This is a genomic window from Taibaiella helva, from assembly GCF_003545695.1.
Taxonomy (GTDB): domain Bacteria; phylum Bacteroidota; class Bacteroidia; order Chitinophagales; family Chitinophagaceae; genus Taibaiella; species Taibaiella helva.
Genome location: NZ_QUZZ01000003.1, coordinates 369,473 through 392,679, shown reverse-complemented (window position 1 = coordinate 392,679; position 23,207 = coordinate 369,473). Strand labels below are relative to the sequence as shown.

Genomic DNA, 23,207 nt, shown 5'->3' with positions numbered 1-23,207 from the left:
CGCCGGAGTAGAAAATAGTGTTGGCCGGAAGCATATTTTCTGCTTCCGGCCAATACATACCTTTCATAATCCGGTCATTAAAAATTAATCCTGTCCATCAACAGAAGATCCGGCCACGGGCCGGATCTGGTCATACAGTGGTGTCTGGATGATTATTTTAGTGCTGCCACCAGGCCCATTTCAGGCCCAGGGTTACCCAGCGGCCGGGCATTGGTACAGCGCCTGTTTCAATGTACTGCACATTAGTCAGGTTGGTTACGTCAGCATAAATGCTGAAACGGCGATGCACATAAGCAATGCGGGCATCGAGAAGGCCGTAGTCCTTATAGCTTACCCGCTGCTGGTAACGGGCAGCGACAGTTACTGTAAGCATATGGAAAAACTCCGCGTTGATGTTGGCGCACAGCTGGTGACGCAAATGCTCCAGCGCATACTGTGATAAAACCGGCTTCGCATCTCCTGCTGCCGCATCGGCGCTGATAGAAGCATCAAGATAGGTATAGGAAAGGCCGGTGATCAGCGCTACCGGAGCCTGAGATTCATCGGGGCTGCGCCAGCGGTAATCGGCCGACAAGGTAATTCCCCGCGTGTTGATCTGGCTGAAGTTGCGCGGCTGCCAGGGCGCCGTCACGGTATCTTTCACCCAATCAATAAACCCGTCGGTATGCCGGGTAAAGTAGCTCAGCGAAGCATTGAGCCTGCGGTCGTTGTATTTGACACCGCCTTCCACATTGTAGGCATACTCGGGCCGCAGCTGGTCGTTCCCGATATTTTGCGGTCCCTTATAATACCAATCGGTATAGGTAGGCAGGCGTTGTCCCGCCCCGGCATTGGCAAAGATCCGCCAGCCTCCGTAAATACGGTAACCGGCATCGATGCCCGGCAATACCCGCCAGCCAAACTCGGAATTATAATTGGCGTAGGCGCCCAGGTTCACGAGCAGGTTCTTCACTTTATTAAAGCTGTACTCTCCGAAAAAACCGTAGTTGCTGCGTTGCCAGTTGCCCAGGCTGCTGCTGTTGATCCGCTCGTTGCGCAGCTCCAGCCCCAGGCCAAACATGCCCAGGTCTGTCTCGAAAGTATTGTTCAGTTCGGCATCGATCACATGCGTCTCATGACGGTTATGATAGACCTCTGGCTTCTGCCTTATGTAAATGTAATCGTCGTGGTTGTACCGGTAGCTCACCCTGGGCTTAATGGTCCAGTAAGGATTGGCCTTTACGGTAGCGCTCACGCCCAGTAAACCGGTCTCTACTTTCTCTTTCGACTCCTTATCGCCGGGAGCGGAATAAAAGCTGTTGGCCCCGAAATCGTTACCGGTATAGCCGCCCAGGAATTGCAGGGCGCTGCCTTGTCCCAGCTCAATATTGTTCTGGTAAAAGACCTTGTTGTTGTAGAAAGCCGTGTTGTACCGGTAGCCGGAAGCCTGCTCCCGGCTCAGCGCGATATAGTGCTGCACCTTTTCTCCGGCCAGGCTGGCGGTCATCTGTACGCCATAGCCACCATACAGCTTGTTGTCGCTGCTATCGCGGTTAAAGCTGCTGCCGGCATATACATTGGTTGTAACGCCGGTGCGCTCCGGCTTTTTGGTGATGATATTGATAGCGCCATTAAGCGCATTGACACCATAGATACGGGCCGCGGGGCCGCGCAACACCTCGATGCGATCGATCGCTTCCAGCGGTACCGGGATATTCATCATGTTGTGACCGGTTTGGGGGTCGCTGATCTTGATCCCGTTGATGAGCACCAGTGTCTGGTCGAAAGTGCCGCCGTCGATACCGATATCGCTCTGAACGCCCCAGGGGCCACGCTGGCGTACGTCAACACCAGAAACATAGCTCAACAGCTCATTTACTGATTTCACCGGCAATGTACGGATCAGGTTCTGGTCCAGGATACGGATATTGCGGTTCTGCTCTGCAAAAGGGATCTGCAGGCGGTTTTCCTGGATGGTGATCTCGTTCAGAGGTTGGATATAGTATTTACGGTCGCCGCCGGTATCGGCTGAACCCGTAGTGTACAGCTCGTCGTCTTCACCCATCAGCGGGTTGATATACTGTGGTTCTTCTTCGGTATTTACCGGCGTTTGGGCAAAGGCCGGCGTTACAGCCAGCAACGCCAGGGCAAGCGGAAAGGTAAATTGTAATCGCATAGCGGACATTTGCGGGCAAAGGTAATACGCTACGCCTGTTCTCAAAATGGCCAGCAGCAAGGCCTGGCGGAGCAGCCCGGCATACATGAATATTTTCCGGTACATGCCCTCTTTTCATTAGTACTACTAACATTATTTGCCAGAGCCGGAAACACGGACTGTTTCCAAAACCCTTATCTATTCCATTTCGTTAGTATTACTAACTTTGTCCCGATATTACATCATTTACAAATCATTAACATCATGTCCCGATCGGTATTTGCTGCAAACGATGCTACAGCCCGCATTGTTACAGGACTGGAACGTATCAGCCATCTCATGGAGCAGCTGCTTAAAGCCCAGGCCATAGAGCATGGCCTCAGCCCGCTGCAGGTCAATATTCTTATTCATATTCATTTCAGGGAAAGAAACTGCCAGCTGAACCAATTGGCCTCCTCCTTCCGTTTGAGCAAGGCTACGCTGAGCGTTGCTCTGAAATCAATGGAACAAAAAAAATTGATCCAACGGAAAGCAATGCCAGGCGACAAGCGCAGCCACCAGATCAGCCTTACAGAATGGGGACGTCGCCTGGCACATGTCGCCGGCTTTTATCCCGAGCCGCTACGTCGCATTGTAGCACCTATGGCAGTCGCCGACAAAGACCATCTGTTGCACTATATCGAAGGGCTGCTGCAGCGCATGGAGCCATATGAAGATCCGATGCCGGAATAAGCGGCCAGGCCGTACAAAAAAAGGGCTGTCCGGACACTCCCGGACAGCCCCTGGCATCCCCATCGCCTGTATTACCAGATCTTATTTCTCGTATTCCTGAATTCCTTCGGCCTTACGATGGTGAATATCCTGGAGATATTGAACCCGAAATGGATGTCGCCCTTTTCCCATCTTCCCGTCGTTTGCCCGATCACTGTTCTTTCGGTAATACCGGTCGAATTGGTGAACATCAGCTGAAATACGTGTCCGCCAGTCTCGATATCGAATCCAAGCGTCAGCGAATTGCGGGTATTCCGCATCTTATCGCCCAGCAGCATATAGTATTCACCGGTAAAGGCAATCCGGTTGGTGAGCTTGATCCGTCCGCCTACGCCCATGGCAAACACATCGTTGGGCTCGTCGCGGAACTGCACGAAGTTATAATGAACATGGGTAGGCATCAGCTGCAGCGAAAGCCAGTTTGAAAACTTGCGCGCGATCAGTAGCTGGTTCACATAAGCCACGCGGTTGCTGAAAGGATAATCGGCGCCTTCAGGCTGCTCCAGCAGCTTGACATCCTGCGCCGACACTGCGCCCATATAGCTTACGCTCACCGGCATGCCATTGTTCTCGGTTTGCCGCAGCAGCTTCACTTTTACAAAGCCGTCGACATCTTTCATAAAGGTGCTGCGGCCGATGCCGACCATCAGCCAATCGGTGATGCCGTAATCCAGGCCGATACGCGTGGTGGCATTATCCAGGCCAAAGAACTCCTTAACACCCGCATTCAGCTGACCGAACCGGTGGTTGATCCTCAGGTCCAGGATGCCTTTGCCCACGTTCTCAATGCTGTGCCCATTGGCAATACGGGTGGTTTTAAAGGTAGCAATTGTGTATTCCTTTTTGGCTGCGCCCGGTTCATCGGCCAGCATGGCCATCAGGTCGTCGCCATCGTGTGCCGTAGTATCTTTTTCCTGCGCCTGTACCACTTGCGGGAACAGCTGGAGCAGCAATAAAAGAGAGAAAAGCGTAGTGGTTCGTTTCATATGCGGTCAAATGATTGTTTGCTGGGGGGAGTGAAGCAGCTCATTGCTGCGCGGGACAATGAACTACGGGAATTATTTGGCTTCTTTCAGCACGCTGTCTACCGTGATCTCGATTTTAGAAGCGATCTTGGAAGCGCTTACCGCCGGTATCCTGATACCGAAATCAGCGGGCGCCACCATAAACCTGGACTTCACCGTGGCCATACCCGACTTTACGACAATCGTGCCGCTGGCAGGCACTTCTTTAGTGACGCCATGCATGGTCAGCTTGCCTGTGGTCTTCACGTTGTAAGTACCGTCCTTGCTGAAGTTCACGTCGGAAAGATTAGTGATCCGGCCTTTGTATTCTGCTTTGGGATACTTGCTGCTTTCCATATAGTTTTCGTTGAAGTGCTCCTGCATCAGCGCCTTATCGAACCGGAAGCTTTTGATGGGCACAATAAAGGCGACATCACCGCTCCTGGCATCGATCACGCTGGCTGCTTCATTGTTAAAGGCCTCAATATTTTCAACCGAAGTGGCGGAAAAGAAGGAAACCTTACCGGTGCGGGTCATCCATTTCTGTGCATGCGTAAAGGATGCCTGAAGGCACAACATCGCTACGATTACTGCTGCTTTATTCATCTTGTATGATTTTATGTTTTCTGTGAGGACAAAAGCAAAGGTTAATTATTGGGTGCGCCGCTGTTTACCCACTTTACGATCTTGGCTATGCTGCAATCGTCGAGCTTGGGCAAGCCTTTGGGCATAAAGGAAGCCTGCCCGTCGTGCGTAATGGCTGAGACCAGCTTTCCCGAGTTAGCCACAGCAGCCACACCGCTATAGTGGAACAGGTCAATACCGGTAACGCTGGCATCGAAGTGACAACCTGAGGTAGCGCAATTGGCATCGATAATCGGCTTGACGGTACCGCTGAAGGTAACATTGGCGGTATCGCAGGTACCACCGCTGTTGCCACCGGAAGGGTACATATCTTCGGCATTGTCTTTGTAGCAGGCGGTTGCCCCTGTCAGGATCACGAGTGCGGCGAGTATCCGTTTTTTCATATGCTATCTTGTTTGCTTAAGAGAATCAGTTGTTGGGCGCTCCGTTCCTGATCCAGTTGCGGATCAGGGTAATGCGTTCTGCCGACAGGCGCGGGTTGGGCGTCCTGGGCATGCGATCTTCTTCATCATCGTCGGTAATCGCTTCGTAGAGTTTGGTATTTCCCGGGTCGCCGGGAGTAAATTTCTTAGCGGTAATGGTTTCGTAGCTCACGAATATAAAGCCTTCGTTATTGGTGGTCTGGTTGTGACAGCCGCTGCAATAGGTAAGGAATATCGGCAGTATATCCGTTTTAAAGCTGGGGTGCTCCGGATCGCTTGCAGGACCGGGACCTGCGGGCGGCTGCTCGGGGTCGGGGTCCGAGGGCCGGGGCGAAGGGCTATGCGTACATCCCAGTGCTATGGCCATTGCCAGGCAGGCAAAGCTAGTCGTGCGTTTTCTATTCATTACATTGAAGACTTTAGGGAACAATACAGTCGCTGAGCAGCACTACCAGGGTATAGCCGTTGCAGAATCCTTTTATCGTCATCTTGTCGCCGGCTGCAGCCTTTACACCATCCTCTCTCATGGTGCACTGCACGCCGGACAGGGGATCGCTGCCGGCCAGCACAATCACCGTCTTGCCATCCTGGTTTTTGCTGACCTCGCTCACCGTGCCGCTCACGGCCAGCACCTGGTTGAGGTAAATGCTGTTTGCCTTTTGCTCACTCTCCGTAAAGGCACCGGATAGCGTCATTGCGGTTACGACCATGGCTTTACGGTCTTCTGCCTTCTCATGCGGCTTATTCCACAGGTACAGGCCGGCGCCCGCACAGGCAGCCACAAGGATAAGCAGAATGATAAGGATCTTCTTCATAGGCAAATGATCAGGAAACAAATGTATCCCATCAGCCTGCCGCATAAAAGCCTAATGCTATGAAGCGGGAAAATGCAACAACGAAACGGGAATAGGACCCCTGATCAGCGCTCACCGGCCAGCCATTGCTTGAAATGGGCCGAACGCTCGGAGCTCACTACCGGCTGCTCGGTTGCCTGGGGCTTCAGGGTAACGATCACCCTGGCTTTGGAATAGGTTCTCATCTCGGAGATGGCCTCAAGGCTGATGAGAAACTGTCGGTTGATGCGGAAAAAGAGAGCAGGATCGAGCATAGCCTCCAGCGCGTCCAGGTTGTAGTCGACAGGAAGATTGCGGCCATCGTGGTTGCGAGCAAAGGTGGCCCTGTTCTCGCTGAAGAAGTAAGCGATCTCTTCCACGTTCAGGGTTTTGATATGCTCCCCGAAGCGGATCAGGAAACGTTTCTTGTATTCCTGCCGGCTATCGGCTGCGCTTGCCGGCACTGCATTAACTTTGAACATATCCCGGAACTGCTTCAGCTTGGCGAAAGCCCGCTGCAGGTCATCCCGCTTAACCGGCTTCAGCAGGTAATCGACACTGGATACTTTGAAGGCGTCGATCGCGTACTGATCGTAAGCCGTAGTGAAGATGATGGGACAATCCAGCTTTACCCGTTCCATCAGGTCAAATGCGGAGCCGTCGGCCAGGTGTATATCCATAAAGACAACATCGGGCAGGGTATTGGCAGCCAGCCAGCTGCTGGCAGCAGCAACACTGTCCAGCTGCCCGGTAATATCGGCCAGCGGGGCCATTTCCTGGATCAGCTTGCTGAGCCGGTTATAGGCCGGTACTTCGTCCTCTATGATCAATACTTTCATATCCTGTGCTCTAAAATACAGCTTTTTTACAGCAACGGCAACCTGACGATCCAGTGATCACCCTCCTTTCCGTAATATACCTTTTTCTGGGTAAGCAAAGCATAGCGGTTGCTGATATTGGCTAAGCCTATACCCGACTGCGGCTCCGTTTTGATCTTAGGATGGATCTCATTCTTTACGATCAATTCCTCTTCTGTAGCGCTGACATGGATGACCAGCGGAAGCGACGATGACACGACATTGTGCTTGATCGCATTTTCCACCAGCAATTGCAGGGCCATTGGCGGTATCCGTCGCCGGATCTTCAAGGTTTCGGGAATCTCCTGCCGGAACTGCAAGGCTGCGCCAAAACGGCTTTGCTGTATATAAAGATAGGCGGACAGCAGCTTTAGCTCTTCATCCAGGAAGATTAGCTCTTTGTTGTGATAGGTAAGCATATTGCGGTACAGGTCGGACAGCTGCTCGGTATACTGTACAGCGCTTTCGGGATTTTCTTCAATAAGATTGGTAAGCGTATTCAGGCTGTTGAACAGGAAATGGGGATTGACCTGCCCTTTCAGATGCTCGTAGTCAAACAAGATCCTTTCCTGCTCAAGCAAGGCCAGGCGCTGCATCTTGCGATCGCGAAAACGGATCAGCGCATAAACGACAGCGACAAACGCTAGCCCGGCTATAACCAGGAACCAGGGGCGCCGCCACATAGGTGCGGCGATGCTGAAAGTATAAACTGCTTCACTGGCATTGTCGAAGCCGCCATTCAGCGAGGCCTGTACCCTGAAGGTAAAGGTGCCGGCAGGCAGTTTAGGAAAGGTCGCCACCGGATCATTGGTATAGACCCAGTTGTCACTATAGCCTTCCAGGCGGAAACGATAGTTGAGCCGCTCAGGATTGGTATAGCTGATACCGTCGAAGTAAAAGCTCAGGTAATTCTCATCGGGCGCAAATGCGGTGTGCCCTGTGGCAACCTCTTTCGAGTTGTTGCTGACGCGCAGAATATAAATACCCGGCCGGATATCATATACCGCGTTTTGGTTTTTGAAGATGAGTATCCCTTTTTCAAAAGGAACATAAACATTGCCGGCCGTATCTCTCGCACTGCAATTCAGCACACGGGAGGTGCTGTCCATACCCATACTGTGACGGCTGTTGAAATGACGGAAGAAGCGGCTGCCGGGGTACCACAGGTCGATACAGCGCTGGTACACGGCGACGACCTGCCCGGTGGCATTCGCATTGACTGTCGACAGGTTCACATCAATATCCTGCACTTCTTTTCTCCGGATATTTTCCCACTGATCGCCGGCATACCGGAAAAGATCTTTGTACAAAGTGCCCGCCCAGATAGCTCCTCCCGCATCTTCGGTAAGGGTATAGGCCACGGTGCTGTTGGCACTCTTAAAGGTATTCCAGTGCTGGTATTGCCCGTTATGGAGCAGGCAAACGCCGGCGCCGTCGGTGGCCATCCACAGGCGTTGCCGGCTATCGGCATAGAGCTGATAGATGTAATCGCTGCCGATCCCGGCCATCTTATCATGTGTCCGCAAAGCGCGCAGACCTTCGGGCCGTATTCCAAATTCCTGTACGCCGTTCAGTCCCGATACCCAAAGTGTTTGTCCCGATATCGCAATGCTGAGGATATTCTCGGTGCCGGCTACCGCTTTTACTTTTTCAAAGGTTGTTTTATTGCCCTCTTTGCGCCAGAGACCGTCGCCCGAAGTGCCCAGCCATAAAGTATTGGCCTGGTCGCAGAAAAGCGCGCTCACCGGCTCTGCGGCATGAAAGACTTTCTGCAGCATTTTGATCCCGTCGGCAAGATCGATGTGATACAGGTCGTTCTTCAATGCCAGCCACAGGCGGTTGTCCCGGTCGCAGCACATGGCGGTAACCCCGGTAAGGCTGTAAGGTGTGCTCAATGAAAAATAGTCCAGGAACTCGGCGGTGACCAGGCTGATCCCCTTTGTGGTCGCACACCAGATATTCCCCGATTGATCGAGCGCCAGGTCATTGATTTTTTTATCGGGATGGGCAAAAGAATTGACCCTGGCCGAATCGCGTCCCACAAGAATCAGCTCCAGCAGGTAGCCGTCCTCCGTTGCCACCCACATGCGGTTACCCGGCACCGGGAGAATATCGTTGACCTGTCCCCATTGCCAGCCGCCGGAGACGTTCAGCTTCCGGCATTGTCCTGCCCTGCTATCAAACAAGGACAAGCCTCCCTGCTGTGCGCCGATCCAGTATTGCCCCGCAGCTCCTGTGCTCACCACCACCCTTGCAATATTATCCTGCAGGCCTTCGCCGGAAGAGTAGGCGGTAATTTCCCTGCCGTCCTTCGTTAAGCGGATAGCATTGATCCCCTGGTCGGTGCCCGCCATCAGGTAATGGTCGTCGCGGAATACCAGCTGGTAGATAAAATCGTCGCTGAGACCGGCATCCCTGCCAATAATAGTAACGTGCCCCTGCCGGATCTGTACGATACCAGCCTCCGTACCCAGCCAGAGGCTGCCGTCGGGACGGGGACAGATCGCGGTAACGGCAGCTTCGGGCTTATACTGCTTCGGAACATACTCTGCTATGGAATCGGGTGTCGCCAGGTAACCGATACGCCCGTCTTTATAGCCCAGCCACACGATCTCTTTATCATGCGCCAGGGCCGTTACGGGGGCTTTTATAGCACTCCGTGGCGATTTGAAGGTCGCACCGTTGTAACGGAACAAGCCCTGGTCGGTGCCAACCAGCAGGTAGCCTTTGCTATCGAGCAGCAATACATTCGCTTTGAGCGGGGTCCGATTCTCATTCAGCCATATATCCTGCATAAAAGGACGCTGCGCCGCTACAGCCAGGGGCGCGTAGCAGGCGATCACGATCAGCAGGAATCGGGTAAGGATCATTTGACTTGAGGTTGCAGGCTGGCCTCTACGGTAACTTTTATTTCCGGAGATAATTTGTCGGTCACCACCCTTGGAATTTTGATATTGTGATCGGTAAGCAATACCGTAAAATCGCTTTTTGCTGTAAGCTTACCCCTTTTTATGGTCAGGATCACTTTGATAATACGCTCCTGCTCCACACCATGAATGTTTAGTTTCCCTTTGGCCCTGAGCTCGTAGCTGCCCTCTTTTCCGAAGTCGGCATCCTCGATGATCTTGCCTTTAAAAGTAGCCGTGGGATAGGTCCCGCTTTCCATATAGTTTTCGTTGAAATGCCCCCGCTGCAGGGGATTATTAAAGCCTACGAAGGAAGGTATATCGATCTTGAAGGCAAAGGTCTTGCGACCGGCATCCACAAACCCTTTCAGTTTTTTGGACGAAGCGCTGATCAGCTCCTTGGGGGCTTCCGAAAAAAAATGAACCGCTCCCGATTTCACTTCATAAATACCGGTTTGGGTATAGCCGGCCAGCGGCAGAAACAGGAAGAGGCAAAGCAGCACACGTAGCATAAGCCGGTCGGTTGACAGAAGATTTGGTGCTTAAATATAAGAAAGCCATCCGACATAGATGGCTTTTCTTCCCTAAACAAACAAATCAACGTACAACTTCTTATCGTGCAATAGTAAACTTGCTGATATAGTGCTTGCCATCCTGGCTGATGTTCAGAAAATACATGCCGGCTACCAGGGTACTCACATCGAGCCTCATGTTGCCGTTCGTGATCGCCGATTGCAGCAGCTGGCGGCCGTTTACGTCCATAACGCTTGCTGCTGCGGGCTTAGCCATACCTTTCTGGGTCACCTGCAGCACATTCTTCGCCGGGTTGGGGTAAATATTAAACAAGGTGCTGACGATCTCTTTATCTGAAATACCCACAGGTACATTTACGGTAAAAGTACCCACCATACCAAGGGACTCATGTGGCTTACAAACGTAAGCATAAGTGCCGGCTACTGTGGGCACATAGACAAATGTAGTGCTGCTGGCGGTCAACGGCGCATCCCAGGCCGCTGCGCCTGAAGGGATCGTCTTGCTGGTAGTCGTATGGTCCATGCCGCTTACGTATACAAACTTAACAGTATCGCCCAGCGTGATCGTTACACTTGCCGGATTGAAAACAAGGCCCGCCGCGTTGATCGTTGTAGTGGTCGCCTTTACTGCTCCCGCGGTAAGAAGCATTGCGGCCAGTAAGAATAATTTTTGCTTCATAACATTGTGGTTATTGGATTGAGGTTTTATAAGATGCAAGATAACGCTATAGCCACCATGCCCCTCACCATTGAAGCTTATACAGGAATATCGGCTGCTGAAACGGGAATATTCCGGATCGAAGGAAAGGGGCTGTGCCGGCGGCATACAGAACAAAAAGGCGCTGCATGCTGCAGCGCCTTTCGGTCAATGATTTCTCTTTATCGCTTTATCGCAGGGCAATCTTCTGTGTCATGCGGGCGCCCGTGCTTTCGTCCAGCACCTGGATAAGGTAGCTACCCCGGGCAAAGCCAGTAGTTTGAATATCTGTACTGCCTGATAGCGTTCCGTCCCATACTCTTTGGCCTACGGCATTGTACATTACCGCTTTCAGGGTATTGCCGTTCTGCTTTTTCAGCTGCACATGGATCCGGTCTGTTGCGGGATTGGGGTAGAACGAGAGGCTTTCAGCCAGCTGCTGCTCCCGGATACCGTTGGGGTTGCCGTTAATTGTAATAGCCCCCTGGCCGATATCGAAGAAAACGTTGCCGGCGCCTTTTACTTTGATCCTGCCGGTGGTCGTGACCACATCGGGTACTTTCACTTTGTAGCTGCCATTATTGGGCACATTGGAAGCCAGCTGGTAGGGAAAGGTCATGCCGTTATCGAGCGACAGGTAGATATTCACCTGCTTGCAATTTACCGGCGCGCCGTCTGTACCTGCTACCGACCAGGTCACATCTTCCTTTTCATTTACATCCCAGGTCACATCGGTGTTCGGACCAGTAACCCTGAAATCGCCTGAATTTTCAGTAACCTTAAGCCGCAGCACGCTATCAATAAAGTTGAAGCTGCCCCATCCCTGGAATACGTTGCGGGCAGTAAGCTTAAAGCGCACAGTCCTTTCTTTTTGCGGCAGACGCTCGCCGGGTGCGGTATAGGCAGCAGACAGGATATTGGCGACCGCAGGATAAGTCCTTGTCCTGGAAAGATCAGGAGGATAAGAGCGCACAATAGGGCCATCCGCAGCATTGCCATTCGAAGCTTCGACACCTTCAAAATTGCCCAGGTCGTACTGCTCCCAGGAATAGCGGATCGGCTCGGATGAATAAGTCGCTGTCGCTATCGGCGCCAGCAGCTCAAAGGGTGTATTTCTGGGAATATTGTACGTATCGACAATGGCAGGCAGCGACACGACCGAAACCAGCGCGTTCTCTCTTTCACCGCAGCTGGAACCCTGTGCGGCAAGGAAAGTGCTGATCTGGCTGAAGCTGCTGACATGGAAGTAATCAGCTCCGGGACCGGTATTGTTGGGCGTACAGCCGCCGGAGTAAGACATTACGGAGTTACCGGCGCCGGGTTCATAGGCGGTCAGCGCATTACCGTTGCCGGAGCAAGCGCCCGTACCTGCGCTGAAGGTATGGTCAGAACCGTACTGGTGGCCCATCTCGTGCAGGATCACATGGATATCGTCGGGACCTGAGGAAGTGCTGGTACCGCTGGCCTTGCCGCCACCGCATACGGCTGCCAGCTGGGCCAGGCCGCCGCCTGCTGTACACAGAATGTGACCAATATCGAAGTTGGCTGCGCCGATCACTGCCGTGATATTGTTTTGCGCTTCGCCGATAAGACAGTTTAACGCCGTATTACAGTTATAGGGATCTGTCGAGGGATTTACGTAAAGCACCTGGTCGGTAGTACCGATGAGCTTCATCGATACCGACAATTCTCTTTCGTAAAAACCATTTACACGATTGACAGTGGTAATGATCTTGCTGAGCACCTGCGGCACCGTAGCCGTAGGGCCTACGGCATTCAGCGCATATTCGCCGGTACAGGACATGGCCAGGCGGTAGTAGCGTTTCACACTTCCATTTGTCTTTGCTGCCGTTTTACCCTGTTCCTGGCTGCCTACGTTAACCGGGGCGCCGTGATCGGAGGGGCCAAAGGCCTGACCGACGCCACAGGGGGCGCTGGGCACGCCTGTAGGGGTAAAATCTTTCTGAAGGAAAACGATATAGTAGCCATCCGCTGCATTGCTGTACGGATCGATCATATAGGTCTTATCGCCGTCGAATACATAGCCGGTAAACCCGAAGAGGGTCCACTCCAGCTTGGCGGTCACACCGGGATCGTCCGTTGCTTCGGCTGTAAAGGTTTGCATTTCCGGATAACGCGCCGCAAGCGCCGGCTCCATGGCAGGCGTTTTCCATACACGGAAGCTGCGCCAGGTATTGCCGGGGCCGGGTAGCTGGATCTGCCTGGCCTGCTCATAACTCGAACCCAGGCCGAACAGGAACTGGCGCATGCCCTCCTGGTTGAGCGTAAAGAGGCTGTACTCTTTGGGTGTAACTGCCATCGGCAGGCGTGAAGGAGCGATTTTGCCGTCGAATTTGCTCCAGTACTGATCACTTCCGTAGCTGTGGGTGACGGCCAGCATCATTAGTCCCGCTGTCAGTCCCGTGAATAAATTTCTCTTCATGTTTATTGTGCTTATACCACCGTTTTTCACTGATTATCGCGGCAGGTTCATCCACCAAGATAGTGTTTTATTGAGAAAAAGTTGGGATATGAATCCTTTTTTTGTTGTTGGAAAAGAGGTTAATTAATTATCAAGGAACTGGTCAAGATCCCGGCGCTGCAATTTGGTTGGCCGTCCCACTTTGCTCAGGCGCTTGCCTGTGTAGAAGCTGGAAGCCTGGCTGCCGCCCGCCTCGAGCTCTTCCGGGGGAGTAAGGTCTTTGTAATATTGGATTGCTTCGGCGTAAGCTTTCCGCGTGTGCAGCAAACCGGTTACCTCGATCACCCATTTACGGTCGGGGGTCCGTATGTCGTACTGTTCTCCTACATGAACATGTTTGGAGGCCTTTACCGCATTACCATTCCATTTCACCCGGCCATTGTCGCAGGCGTCGGCTGCCTGCGCTCTTGTCTTGAACAACCGGATCGACCAGAGATACTTATCAATTCTCAGCTTTTCGTTTTCCATAGATCATCTGCATGTTTAATACACTCCCGTCCATAAGTACCAGGAAAAGATTTAAGGGGTGAGCCGCCAATCTATCGGCTGCTTACCCTGCTGCTCCAGCAGCTTATTGGTTTTGCTGAAAGGCCTTGAGCCGAAAAAGCCCGCTGTGGCAGAGAATGGCGAGGGATGCGCGGCTTTCAGCACAAAGTGCTTGCCGGTATCGATCAGCGCTTCCTTCTGCTGGGCAAATTTACCCCAGAGCAGAAAAACCACGCCTTCCTTTTCTTCCGATACTTTCCGGATCACCGCATCGGTAAACTGCTCCCAGCCGATCTTGCTATGCGACATCGGCTTACCGGCTTCTACCGTAAGCGAGGCGTTCAGCATCAGCAAGCCCTGCTGCGCCCATTCTTCCAGGAAGCCATGCCCGGGAGAATCGATGTCCAGGTCGGCTTTCAGCTCTTTATACATATTCACCAGCGAAGGTGGTATGGTGACACCTTTGCGTACCGAGAAGCAAAGGCCGTGGGCCTGCCCGGGGCCGTGGTAAGGGTCCTGCCCCAGCAGCACGGCTTTGACATTACCGAAGGGCGTCAGGCTAAAGGCGCTGAATATCTCGGGGCCGGGAGGGTAGATAACCTTTCCGGCGGCCTTTTCTGCCTTCAGGAATTCGGCAATGCCTTTGAAATAATCTTTCTCAAATTCTGCGGCCAGCACTTTGGCCCAGCTGGGTTCTATTTTTACACTCATTGGTATTTGCGCTATTGTTCGGAAGGCCTGATGTCGATGACCTTCATTTGTATGCTTTTATTCCCGTTCCATTCGTTCTCATCCACGGTATATATAATATCGAAAGGCCGGCCCGATGACAGTATCCCGAATTTGTCGGCCATACCGAAACCGATGCCGGAAAGCACGCAGTCGGGTCCCTGGCAAACGACAAAACGGATATGCATCTCCTTTACAATACGGCTGTAGCCTTTATGATCCGTAACGCCACGGCTGATGAATACAGGACGCAGGTTGGTTGGCCCGAAAGGCTCGAACTGTCGTATGATATTGTAAAAACCGGGTGTAATATCTCTCAGCCGCGTTTCCACATCGATCTCGATCCCTGGCTTCAAAGAGGCCGGCAATATGGTTTCGCTGACCACCTGCTCAAACCTCCGGCTGAAGGCTTCCAGATTTTCGCGCTCCAGCGTCATGCCTGCCGCAAAATAATGGCCGCCATAATTTTCCAGCAGGTCACCGCACTGGTGGATAGCTTCGTAAATATTAAAGCCGGTTACAGAGCGGGCTGAGCCCGTTACTTTGCCATTCGATTCGGTCAGCACAATGGTGGGGCGGTAATAATGATCGATCAGCCGCGATGCTACGATGCCGACAACGCCTTTGTGCCAGTGCGGGCGGAACAGCACAGTAGACCGGTTGCCGGCTGCTGCGACATCCTGCTGCAGGATGTCCAGCGCCTCATCCGTCATGCTTTTGTCCACTTCCTTCCGGTCGAAGTTATCGGCATGAAGGATCTCTGCCAGCTCGCGGGAGCGCTGCGGATCTTCCTCGATAAAGAGCTCTATCGCTTTGCGCGCATCGTCCATACGTCCCGCGGCATTGATCCTCGGCGCTACGATGAACACCAGGTCGGAAATGGTGAACGAGCGGCTCATGCCTGCGATCTCCTTAATGGTCTGCAGCGCCAGGCAGGGCTTTTCGTTGGCTCGCCGCATACCATAATACGCCAGCACCCGGTTTTCGCCATCCATAGGCACAATATCGGCGGCAATGCTGGTGGCCACCAGGTCCAGATAGCATTCCGTGGCTTCGCCGGGAAGCCCCGCGCGGCCGGCCAGGGCGCAGATCAGCTTATAGCCGATGCCGCATCCGCTAAGCTCTTTATAAGGATAGGCGCAATCCGATTGTTTGGGATTGAGGATCGCCACGGCCTCTGGCAGCTGGGCTTCATCGGGCGTATGGTGATCGCAAATAATGATCTCTATGCCTTTCGAAGCGGCATAGGCGATCTTGTCGGCCGACTTGATCCCGCAATCCAGTGTGATCATCAGCTGGATACCTTCTGCGGCGGCAAAATCGATCCCTGCCGCTGAGATACCATAGCCTTCGCGGTAACGGTGCGGCACATAGTAGCTGATGTCAATTCCGGGATTGTTTTTTTTCAGGAAAGAATAGACTACTGCTACTGCCGTAGTGCCGTCTACATCATAGTCGCCATAGATCATGATCTTTTCGCCCTGCTCAATGGCTTGTTCAATGCGCCGCACAGCCGTTTGCATTCCTTTCATCAGGAAAGGATCGGCAAGGTGTGCAAGCGACGGTCTGAAGAATGCCTTTGCACTGTCGTAATCCCGGATCCCTCTTAAAGCCAGCAACCGGCATAGGGCAGGATGGATCCGCAGGTCTTTCTCTATACGGGCAACGGCTGTTTCATCGACCTGCTTTAATTTCCATATTTTCGTCATAGCGTTTTTGTCAGTCCTGCCGGGTTAGAGATCGGGGAGATGTTTCAGGAGAATAGGGAAGTGGGATGGACGCCGGCTCAGCCGCCGCTCATTACGCCATCGATAGGCGCCTGGCCATCCTGCAGTTTCAGCACGGGTACCGCATCTTTCACGAAACGGTAAACATCGCTTTCCTGCTTCAGCCCATCGATCTGCCCCGTAGGGATATAGGTGCTTTTGCGGTTGGGATCGGCAATTTCAGAAGTGATGCGGCTGTACAATATCATTTTCTTGCTGTCGTCGTAATTGAGATAGATCTGGGCGTCTTTCTTGTATTCCAGTATAAACCGGCTGACCTGTGTCATGCGTTCCCCGCGATCGTCGGGCACTACAAATACCGGCGCGCCGAACATCGGTCCCTGCGGATCAAAGCTCAGCACATCGATCAGCTTTTTATTGCTGCCCATAGCTGCCGAATTGAAACCGAAGAGCAGGTACACTTTCTGCCCCCCGATGGTTTGGCTAAGTATTTTGTAGTACTCGCAGCCATACCAATGGTCGGCATTCAGGGTAGTGGTTGCCGCATCCTTCTCCAGGTTGCTGGAAAAATCTTTCAGCGGATAAAAGCGCGGCTCTTCGCCGGCCATCTGGATAGCGCCGTAATAGCGGCGTATATTTTCCGAAGGTGCAATCAGCCAGTTGAAGATGCGGAAGCTTTTATCATCGGCATTGAGAATATGTATCTTACCGGCCAGGCGGGAAAAGGGATAATCAAATGAACCGGCAATCTCAAAAGCCGAGCGCAGCTTTTTGGTAAACCGGACGCAAAAGTCAATCCGGTCGTCGGGCACCGGCGCCTGGATCATGGAATCGGCCAGCGCGACCAGGGAATCTTCGAGCTGTCCCAGCGTTTCCTGGCTTTCCTTACTCAACGAAGAAGTACCTTTTTGCGCAAAGACGGCCGGTCCGGCAAGTATAACCGTCAAACTTAAAAGAACATAAAAAAACTTTCCTTTCTGCATCACCGCTAAGGATTTAAATCAACAATGGTAAGAAGGGTAAAGTTAAGGTAAATATCTTATCTTTGTTAAGCAACCGGCCCAGCGGCCGGTTGCTTTGTTTAATCCCGTTATCTACCGGGAGATTTATTGCTTAAAATACGATCGATGTTACCGACCGCGGCCGCCGGAAAGGTTTTTACCACCCGCCTGCTACAATGGCATTTTGAGGCGAATAACAGGGATCTCCCCTGGAAAAATGAAAAGGACGCCTATAAGATCTGGCTCTCCGAGGTTATTTTGCAGCAAACCAGGGCCGACCAGGCCCTACCCTACTACGAACGCTTTACCACACAGTATCCCGATGTACACCTGCTCGCAGCTGCGCCGGAGGATGAAGTATTCCGGCTGTGGCAGGGGTTGGGCTATTATAACCGCTGCCGCAACCTGCTGCATACGGCCCGTATCCTGAGCAGGGAATATGGCGGGCGGTTTCCCGGCACATACGAAGAGATCCTGGCCCTGAAAGGTATCGGCAGCTATACTGCGGCAGCGATCGCCTCTTTCGCCTTCGGACTTCCTTATGCGGTGCTGGATGGTAATGTGTACCGCGTACTTTCCCGCTATTTCGGTATCAGCACGCCTATCGACAGCCCGGCCGGCAAGCAGGAATTCCAGGAGCTGGCCACCCGCCTGCTGCCTCAGGGGCAAGCTGCTGCCTTTAACCAGGCTATTATGGACTTCGGGTCTTCGGTATGCAAGCCTAAATCACCTGCCTGTACCGCCTGCCCCTTGTCGGCGGGCTGCTTTGCCCAGAAGAAGGGAATGGTCGCACAGCTGCCGGTCAAAGCCAAGAAGCTGAAGGTAAAGGAACGGCACCTGCACTATTTCGTGCTGCATACCGAACAGGAGGTTTACCTGCAGCAACGTACGGCAAAGGACATCTGGCAAAACCTGTACGAATTCCTGCTGATCGAGCCCGTCGGACCTTATACCGGGACGGATACCTGGAAGGCCCTGCAACGTTATCATCCGGATGCGGCAGAAAGTGTATTCCGGAACAGGCAGCGCCTTACGCACCAGCTGGTTGTGAGCGATTTTTACCTTATTCCCCTTGATACGAAACCAGGGCACCTCACCACAGGAATATGGGTACCGAAAGACCAGCTCAAAAATTATGCATTCCCCAAAACAATTCTTTCTTTTTTTAACAGAAAAAAGTATTTTTAGATTCCCATCCTGAAAACGAGGGTCATTGATAACAGATAAATTGATTTAACATGAGAGGTGTCAACAAAGTTACATTAGTGGGGAACCTGGGGCGCGACCCCGACATTCAATACATCGAGGGAGAGATACCGGTTGCTAAATTCCCACTGGCCACTACAGAGATGCGGAAGGAAAGAAATGGCAATGTCGTATCGGAAACGGAATGGCACACAGTGGTTTTATGGAGGGGGCTGGCTGAACTGGCGGGAAAATACCTGCACAAGGGCAGCCTGGTGTACATTGAAGGACGACTGAGAACAAGGACCTGGGAAGACAAGGAGAAGAACCGGCGCTTTCAGACGGAAATCGTGGGAGAGAACCTGGTGATGCTGGAAAAACGCAGGGACGGAGAGCACGACAATACACAACAGGAGGCAGTCAAATCTTCCTCAACTTCAGACAATATTGATTTTGGTTTTTCAAAAGATGATAACGATATCGGAGAAAACGCTACACTTCCCTTTTAAGTTGTCGCCATTATAACGGGACAATCTTATATATTTGCTGCGCTATTGCACCAAGCTACCGCAACGATCATATGCACGAATCCTTTTCAGCAATTTTCCTGGATCCGGTAATTTTGCCTGCGACCCATGTTACGGGATTTGTTATCCTGATACTGGTACTGCTGTTCCTGGCGGCCATTGCCGCAGGGGCAGAAGTGGCATTCTTTACGCTTACGGTAAAAGACATCAACTACCTGAAGACCCGGGAGCAGCCCGGCTCCAGGCAGGCCATCCAGCTGCTGGACGATCCCGATGTGCTGCTGTCGACCCTGAGGGCATCCAAGTATACCCTGGCTATCGCGATCATTATCGCGGCCAATTATATGACCCATATTTTCCTGCCCCCGCTGGAAAACCCTTATTTGTCCTTTGTGGTCAACCTGGTCGGCATTACCTTCCTCCTGCTGCTCTTCGGCGAGATACTGCCCAAGGTTTATGCCCGGCAGAACAATGTGCGGCTGGCGTTGTTCTCGGCGCCTATTGTCAAGGTCATGTTCAGCATTTTCCGCCCGGCGGCCAGCATACTTACCGACTCCAACGAATACAGCGACAAGAAAAAGGCGCGCAAGAAGCTGCTGGATATGGACAGCCGTGAATTTGAGGAAACAGTGGAGCTAAGCATGGGTCATACTGCCACCAAAGAAGAAGTTGATATTTTCAGGGGTATCATGAAATTCGGCAGCATTACCGTAAAGCAGATCATGCACCCGCGTCTGGATATCAGCGCGATACGTGAAAGCTGGACCTTTCCCAAGGTAAGGGAGAAAATGCTGGCGGCCGGCTATTCCCGCATGCCGGTGTACAAATCCAATATCGACGAGATCGTGGGCATGGTCTATACTAAAGATTTTCTTCCTTACACAGAGATTGACGATTTCGACTGGCATTCCCTTATACGGCCGGCCTACTTTATCCACCAGCAAAAGCTGATCGAGGATCTGCTGCACGAATTCCAGCAGAAGCGTAACCACTTCGCTATCGTAGTCGACGAGTTCGGCGGCACTTCCGGTATCGTTACCCTGGAAGATATTATGGAAGAGATCATCGGCGATATCCGCGATGAGTTCGACGAGGAGGAAATGAATTACCGTAAGATCGACGATGACAATTATATTTTTGAAGGCAAAATGCTGATCAACGATATGTGCCGGGTGATGGGGCTGTCCTTCGATACCTTCGACGAGGTACGCGGCGAAAGCGATTCCCTGGCGGGTCTGGTGCTCGAGATCTCGGGCAAATTCCCTACCGTGAACGAAAGGATCAGCTACAACAATTTTGACTTTACAATTTTATCCATCGACAAGCTCCGTATCGGCAGAGTAAAGGTGGAACGCTCGGCGTAACCTGGTATACCTTAATTAAAGAGGGCTGTCCAACCAGTTGGGACAGCCCTCTTTGTTTTCCGGAGCCGGCAATGCCTGCCCAATTCACTACTGTATTATTTCAGTTTGCAGTTATCGCCCCAGGTAAAGCGTTCGCAGGTCAGCTTGGCCTCCGGCTTACGGGCATCGCTGACCTCGAATTCATAGGTTTTATTGTTGGAGGAATCGGTGCAGACGCAGGTCCAGTCTTTTTTGCATGAAGGCAAAACGATAGCAGCTGCACCAGCAATGATAATAAGGCCCAGTATTTTCTTCATATGATCTGTTTTACCGGACAAAGATATACTATTTGAAAAATCAGTTCATACAGGGGAAGCATTAAAAAATAAGCGCAGGTGTTTAAAAGAAAAGCTCCGGATCCCGGACCGGAGCTTTCTGCTATATAGTATCGGGACTATTTACTGTTTGTGCAAAGTCTGATCACCGTTAGTGCCGTTCTTTTTCTTTTTGGCCTTATCCATCCACAGCAGCAATGCGGGCTGCAGGGTGAGGTTAAAGATCATCGCCAGGAAAAGGGTGAGCGAGGTAAGGTAGCCCAGCGATTTGGTACCGTCAAACTCGGAAACGGCAAACACCGCGAAGCCGGCCATCAGGATCAACGAAGTGAAGATGATGCTCAGCCCTGTATCGTGGATACTGCGCCTGACGGTCATTTCTATATCTTCATTATGCGTGGCCAGCTCCTGCTTGAAGTTAACCAGAAAGCGGATCGTGACATCGACCGTGATGCCCAGCGCTACGCTGAACACCAGCACGGTAGAGGGTTTCAGCGGTACCTTCAGCCAGCCCATGATACCGGCAGTGATGAGCAGCGGTACGATATTGGTGACCACGGCGATAAGCACGATACGCCAGTTGCGGAACAATACGATCATGCACACCAGGATCATACCGAAAGCCCAGATCAGGCTGTCGCGGAGACTGTTGATGATAAACTTGCTGCCCTCGAGGAAGGTAATGCTGGTACCGGTGAAAGTAAGCTTGTAATCGGCCGTATCGAAAAGCTGCTCGGCCTGCGGGCGGATCTGGTCCAGCAGCTTCGGCATCTCAACCGAGCCGATATCGGCGACGTTCACACTGATACGAACGTTCTGGATATTGGTATCCACGAAAGAGTTCAGCAGTTTGCTCATCGGGTTGGGATTATTGTTGTCGCGCTTGCGCAGCATGCTGACCAGGTAAGGCTTCAGTGCGCCGAACTCGAACTGGTCGGGCAGGCGGTAGTCTTCTACCGCGCCGCCGGAAAAGCCCTGGCGGGCGAATTTGATGCCTTTGATCAGGGTAAGCCCGCCGCCGATCTCAGGACGGCTTTCCAGCAAATTGGTCAGCGAATCCATTTTCTCCCAGGTCTCCAGGGAACCCAATGCACCAAATTTTTTCTTTGTATCGACAATAATTTCCAGCGGCATAACACCTTTGAAATTCTTTTCGAAAAACTTAAGGTCGGTATAGATCTTATCGGAATGCGGCAGATCGTCGACGATATGCCCCACAGCCTTTAGCCGCAGCATACCCACGACCGATACCGCGCAAACCGCGATCGTGAGCAGGTACAGGACCTTCCGGTTATGGAACACCAGCGTGCTTAAAGAGTCCAGCAGCTTGTTCATCCATTTGCTTTCCAGGTAGCTGGTATGACGAGTATGAGGCGCCGGCAGGAAGCTGTACACTGCGGGAATAAACACCAGGGAGATGAAGAACAGCCCCAGGATATTGATACCCGATACGAGGCCGAATTCTTTCAGGATCACACTTTTGGTAAAGAAGAATACGCCAAAGCCAATCGCAGCGGTAAGATTGGTAAACAGGGTGACAATACCCATTTTACCCACCATGTTGCGTAGCGATGAGATCTTGCTGTTCAGCTGCGCATATTCGGTATGATATTTATTAAGGAAATAGACACAGTTGGGGATACCAATCACCACCACCAGCGGCGGGATTACGCCGGTAAGGATGGTGATCTTGTAGCCCAGCAGGGCCAGCGTACCGAAGGACCAGATCACACCGATCGCTACCACGATCATGGAGGTGAGCACCGCGAGCACCGAACGGAAGAAGATCAGCAGGATCACTGCAGTAAGGGCAAAAGACAGCATCAGGAATACCCTCAGTTCATGCTGCACCTTATTGGCCATCTGCGTACGGATGTGGGGCAAACCGGAATAGTGGACCTCGAAGCGGTGCTTTTTACCGAAGGCATCGCCCAGGGCAATAATATCGTTGATCACGCGGGTCCTGTCTTTGGAGGCCAGGGTCTGCTTGTTGATCCTGATCGCCATCACATAGGCATTGGTCTTCTCATTGTACAAAAGCCCCTTGTAAAAGGGAAGATTCTTAAATATGCCTTCCAGGCTATCGATAGCGCCCGGATTGAGGTTATCGGGAAATATCCGTTGTACATTCAGCTTTTTGACGCTGTCCTGGACGATGGAGACGGCAGCGGGAATACCCAGCACATTCTCAACCGATCTCACTTTGCCGATGTTGTTGGCGAGGGCAACATAATCCATGAATACCCCGGGCTTGAACAGGTCGGGCGTTTGTATGCCCACCATCATTGTATTGCCGTCTTCACCGAACATGGCTCTGAACTTCTGATAATCCTGGTATTTAGGGTTATCGGTAGGAATAGCGCTGGTAAAATCGTAGCTCAGTTCTACCTTGGAGGCATAATAGCCCATGACTCCAGTAACAGCAAACAATAAAACCAGCAAAAGAATGCGGAAGCGTAATACAAAATCAGCGATGCGATGCCACATAGAGGGAAGATGAATATGAACGACAAAAGATCATTTTGTCATTGCAAAATATTGATAAATAAATAATTAACAATTCAATTGATGACAATCTATGATTAAAAAA

21 protein-coding genes are annotated in these 23,207 nt (G+C 52.0%); 4 read left to right on the top strand and 17 right to left on the bottom strand.

From position 1 onward, the window contains the following. Positions 1–157: 157 nt before the first annotated feature. Positions 158–2,260, bottom strand: a complete 2,103-nt coding sequence (locus DZC79_RS21650) for a TonB-dependent receptor plug domain-containing protein (protein WP_157976983.1) — start codon at positions 2,258–2,260, stop codon at positions 158–160. A gap of 138 nt (positions 2,261–2,398) precedes the next feature. Here DZC79_RS21650 and DZC79_RS06970 point away from each other — a divergent pair, with 138 nt between their 5' ends. Further along, positions 2,399–2,866, top strand: coding sequence for a MarR family winged helix-turn-helix transcriptional regulator (locus DZC79_RS06970; protein ID WP_118950830.1), 468 nt, complete (start codon positions 2,399–2,401; stop codon positions 2,864–2,866). Positions 2,867–2,937: 71 nt separating this feature from the next. Here the strand turns inward: DZC79_RS06970 and DZC79_RS06965 are convergent, their stop codons facing one another. The 14 genes from DZC79_RS06965 to DZC79_RS06900 form a co-directional block, all read right to left on the bottom strand. Continuing rightward, complete coding sequence (locus DZC79_RS06965) at positions 2,938–3,891, bottom strand: DUF5777 family beta-barrel protein (protein WP_157976982.1); 954 nt, start codon at positions 3,889–3,891, stop codon at positions 2,938–2,940. A 72-nt stretch (positions 3,892–3,963) separates the two neighbouring features. Further along, the gene (locus tag DZC79_RS06960) at positions 3,964–4,515 is read right to left on the bottom strand and encodes a YceI family protein (protein ID WP_118950828.1); all 552 of its coding nucleotides are present in this window, start codon (positions 4,513–4,515) and stop codon (positions 3,964–3,966) included. Positions 4,516–4,556: 41 nt separating this feature from the next. Continuing rightward, entirely contained in the window at positions 4,557–4,937 is a 381-nt protein-coding gene (locus DZC79_RS06955; RefSeq protein WP_118950827.1) for a hypothetical protein, read from the bottom strand. Between the two features lie 25 nt (positions 4,938–4,962). Next, positions 4,963–5,382: a c-type cytochrome domain-containing protein gene (locus DZC79_RS06950; RefSeq protein ID WP_118950826.1), complete on the bottom strand. Its 420-nt coding sequence runs from the start codon at positions 5,380–5,382 to the stop codon at positions 4,963–4,965. Between the two features lie 13 nt (positions 5,383–5,395). After that, a complete protein-coding gene (locus DZC79_RS06945; RefSeq protein WP_157976981.1) occupies positions 5,396–5,791 on the bottom strand; it encodes an OB-fold protein in 396 nt (131 codons plus the stop codon). Positions 5,792–5,895: 104 nt separating this feature from the next. Further along, positions 5,896–6,648: a LytR/AlgR family response regulator transcription factor gene (locus tag DZC79_RS06940; RefSeq protein ID WP_118950824.1), complete on the bottom strand. Its 753-nt coding sequence runs from the start codon at positions 6,646–6,648 to the stop codon at positions 5,896–5,898. A 26-nt stretch (positions 6,649–6,674) separates the two neighbouring features. Beyond that, positions 6,675–9,536, bottom strand: coding sequence for a sensor histidine kinase (locus DZC79_RS06935; protein ID WP_118950823.1), 2,862 nt, complete (start codon positions 9,534–9,536; stop codon positions 6,675–6,677). Next, positions 9,533–10,084: a YceI family protein gene (locus tag DZC79_RS06930; protein WP_118950822.1), complete on the bottom strand. Its 552-nt coding sequence runs from the start codon at positions 10,082–10,084 to the stop codon at positions 9,533–9,535. Before DZC79_RS06930 ends, DZC79_RS06935 begins: the two co-directional genes overlap by 4 nt. A 100-nt stretch (positions 10,085–10,184) precedes the next feature. Then, positions 10,185–10,784, bottom strand: a complete 600-nt coding sequence (locus DZC79_RS06925; protein ID WP_198666808.1) for a T9SS type A sorting domain-containing protein — start codon at positions 10,782–10,784, stop codon at positions 10,185–10,187. A 208-nt stretch (positions 10,785–10,992) separates the two neighbouring features. Further along, on the bottom strand, positions 10,993–13,245 hold the full coding sequence (locus DZC79_RS06920) for a zinc-dependent metalloprotease (RefSeq protein WP_118950820.1): 2,253 nt from the start codon (positions 13,243–13,245) through the stop codon (positions 10,993–10,995). 123 nt (positions 13,246–13,368) lie between these two features. Continuing rightward, entirely contained in the window at positions 13,369–13,752 is a 384-nt protein-coding gene (locus DZC79_RS06915; protein WP_118950819.1) for an RNA-binding S4 domain-containing protein, read from the bottom strand. A 51-nt stretch (positions 13,753–13,803) separates the two neighbouring features. Continuing rightward, on the bottom strand, positions 13,804–14,481 hold the full coding sequence (ung, locus tag DZC79_RS06910; RefSeq protein ID WP_118950818.1) for a uracil-DNA glycosylase: 678 nt from the start codon (positions 14,479–14,481) through the stop codon (positions 13,804–13,806). An 11-nt stretch (positions 14,482–14,492) separates the two neighbouring features. Next, positions 14,493–16,208 (bottom strand): single-stranded-DNA-specific exonuclease RecJ, encoded by a 1,716-nt coding sequence (gene recJ / locus DZC79_RS06905; protein WP_118950817.1) that lies wholly within the window; start codon positions 16,206–16,208, stop codon positions 14,493–14,495. Positions 16,209–16,285: 77 nt separating this feature from the next. Next, positions 16,286–17,173 carry a hypothetical protein gene (locus tag DZC79_RS06900; RefSeq protein WP_157976980.1) on the bottom strand — a complete coding sequence of 296 codons (888 nt, stop codon included), beginning with the start codon at positions 17,171–17,173 and terminating at the stop codon, positions 16,286–16,288. 180 nt (positions 17,174–17,353) lie between these two features. Between DZC79_RS06900 and mutY the strand changes: the two genes are divergently transcribed. From mutY to gldE, 3 genes are all read left to right on the top strand, one after another. Further along, positions 17,354–18,415, top strand: coding sequence for an A/G-specific adenine glycosylase (mutY, locus tag DZC79_RS06895; protein WP_118950815.1), 1,062 nt, complete (start codon positions 17,354–17,356; stop codon positions 18,413–18,415). Positions 18,416–18,465: 50 nt separating this feature from the next. Further along, a complete protein-coding gene (locus DZC79_RS06890) occupies positions 18,466–18,921 on the top strand; it encodes a single-stranded DNA-binding protein (RefSeq protein WP_118950814.1) in 456 nt (151 codons plus the stop codon). 71 nt (positions 18,922–18,992) lie between these two features. After that, positions 18,993–20,303 (top strand): gliding motility-associated protein GldE, encoded by a 1,311-nt coding sequence (gene gldE / locus DZC79_RS06885; RefSeq protein WP_118950813.1) that lies wholly within the window; start codon positions 18,993–18,995, stop codon positions 20,301–20,303. Between the two features lie 95 nt (positions 20,304–20,398). Here gldE and DZC79_RS06880 read toward each other — a convergent pair whose 3' ends face one another. Continuing rightward, positions 20,399–20,599, bottom strand: coding sequence for a hypothetical protein (locus DZC79_RS06880; RefSeq protein WP_118950812.1), 201 nt, complete (start codon positions 20,597–20,599; stop codon positions 20,399–20,401). Positions 20,600–20,740: 141 nt separating this feature from the next. Next, positions 20,741–23,104 carry an efflux RND transporter permease subunit gene (locus DZC79_RS06875; RefSeq protein ID WP_118950811.1) on the bottom strand — a complete coding sequence of 788 codons (2,364 nt, stop codon included), beginning with the start codon at positions 23,102–23,104 and terminating at the stop codon, positions 20,741–20,743. Positions 23,105–23,207 lie beyond the last annotated feature (103 nt).

Coding starts and splice junctions, on each gene's coding strand:
- DZC79_RS21650 (WP_157976983.1), bottom strand. CDS start 2,260: ATGTACCGGAAAATATTCATGTATGCCGGGCTGCTCCGCCAGGCCTTG.
- DZC79_RS06970 (WP_118950830.1), top strand. CDS start 2,399: ATGTCCCGATCGGTATTTGCTGCAAACGATGCTACAGCCCGCATTGTT.
- DZC79_RS06965 (WP_157976982.1), bottom strand. CDS start 3,891: ATGAAACGAACCACTACGCTTTTCTCTCTTTTATTGCTGCTCCAGCTG.
- DZC79_RS06960 (WP_118950828.1), bottom strand. CDS start 4,515: ATGAATAAAGCAGCAGTAATCGTAGCGATGTTGTGCCTTCAGGCATCC.
- DZC79_RS06955 (WP_118950827.1), bottom strand. CDS start 4,937: ATGAAAAAACGGATACTCGCCGCACTCGTGATCCTGACAGGGGCAACC.
- DZC79_RS06950 (WP_118950826.1), bottom strand. CDS start 5,382: ATGAATAGAAAACGCACGACTAGCTTTGCCTGCCTGGCAATGGCCATA.
- DZC79_RS06945 (WP_157976981.1), bottom strand. CDS start 5,791: ATGAAGAAGATCCTTATCATTCTGCTTATCCTTGTGGCTGCCTGTGCG.
- DZC79_RS06940 (WP_118950824.1), bottom strand. CDS start 6,648: ATGAAAGTATTGATCATAGAGGACGAAGTACCGGCCTATAACCGGCTC.
- DZC79_RS06935 (WP_118950823.1), bottom strand. CDS start 9,536: ATGATCCTTACCCGATTCCTGCTGATCGTGATCGCCTGCTACGCGCCC.
- DZC79_RS06930 (WP_118950822.1), bottom strand. CDS start 10,084: ATGCTACGTGTGCTGCTTTGCCTCTTCCTGTTTCTGCCGCTGGCCGGC.
- DZC79_RS06925 (WP_198666808.1), bottom strand. CDS start 10,784: ATGAAGCAAAAATTATTCTTACTGGCCGCAATGCTTCTTACCGCGGGA.
- DZC79_RS06920 (WP_118950820.1), bottom strand. CDS start 13,245: ATGAAGAGAAATTTATTCACGGGACTGACAGCGGGACTAATGATGCTG.
- DZC79_RS06915 (WP_118950819.1), bottom strand. CDS start 13,752: ATGGAAAACGAAAAGCTGAGAATTGATAAGTATCTCTGGTCGATCCGG.
- ung (WP_118950818.1), bottom strand. CDS start 14,481: ATGAGTGTAAAAATAGAACCCAGCTGGGCCAAAGTGCTGGCCGCAGAA.
- recJ (WP_118950817.1), bottom strand. CDS start 16,208: ATGACGAAAATATGGAAATTAAAGCAGGTCGATGAAACAGCCGTTGCC.
- mutY (WP_118950815.1), top strand. CDS start 17,354: ATGTTACCGACCGCGGCCGCCGGAAAGGTTTTTACCACCCGCCTGCTA.
- DZC79_RS06890 (WP_118950814.1), top strand. CDS start 18,466: ATGAGAGGTGTCAACAAAGTTACATTAGTGGGGAACCTGGGGCGCGAC.
- gldE (WP_118950813.1), top strand. CDS start 18,993: ATGCACGAATCCTTTTCAGCAATTTTCCTGGATCCGGTAATTTTGCCT.
- DZC79_RS06880 (WP_118950812.1), bottom strand. CDS start 20,599: ATGAAGAAAATACTGGGCCTTATTATCATTGCTGGTGCAGCTGCTATC.
- DZC79_RS06875 (WP_118950811.1), bottom strand. CDS start 23,104: ATGTGGCATCGCATCGCTGATTTTGTATTACGCTTCCGCATTCTTTTG.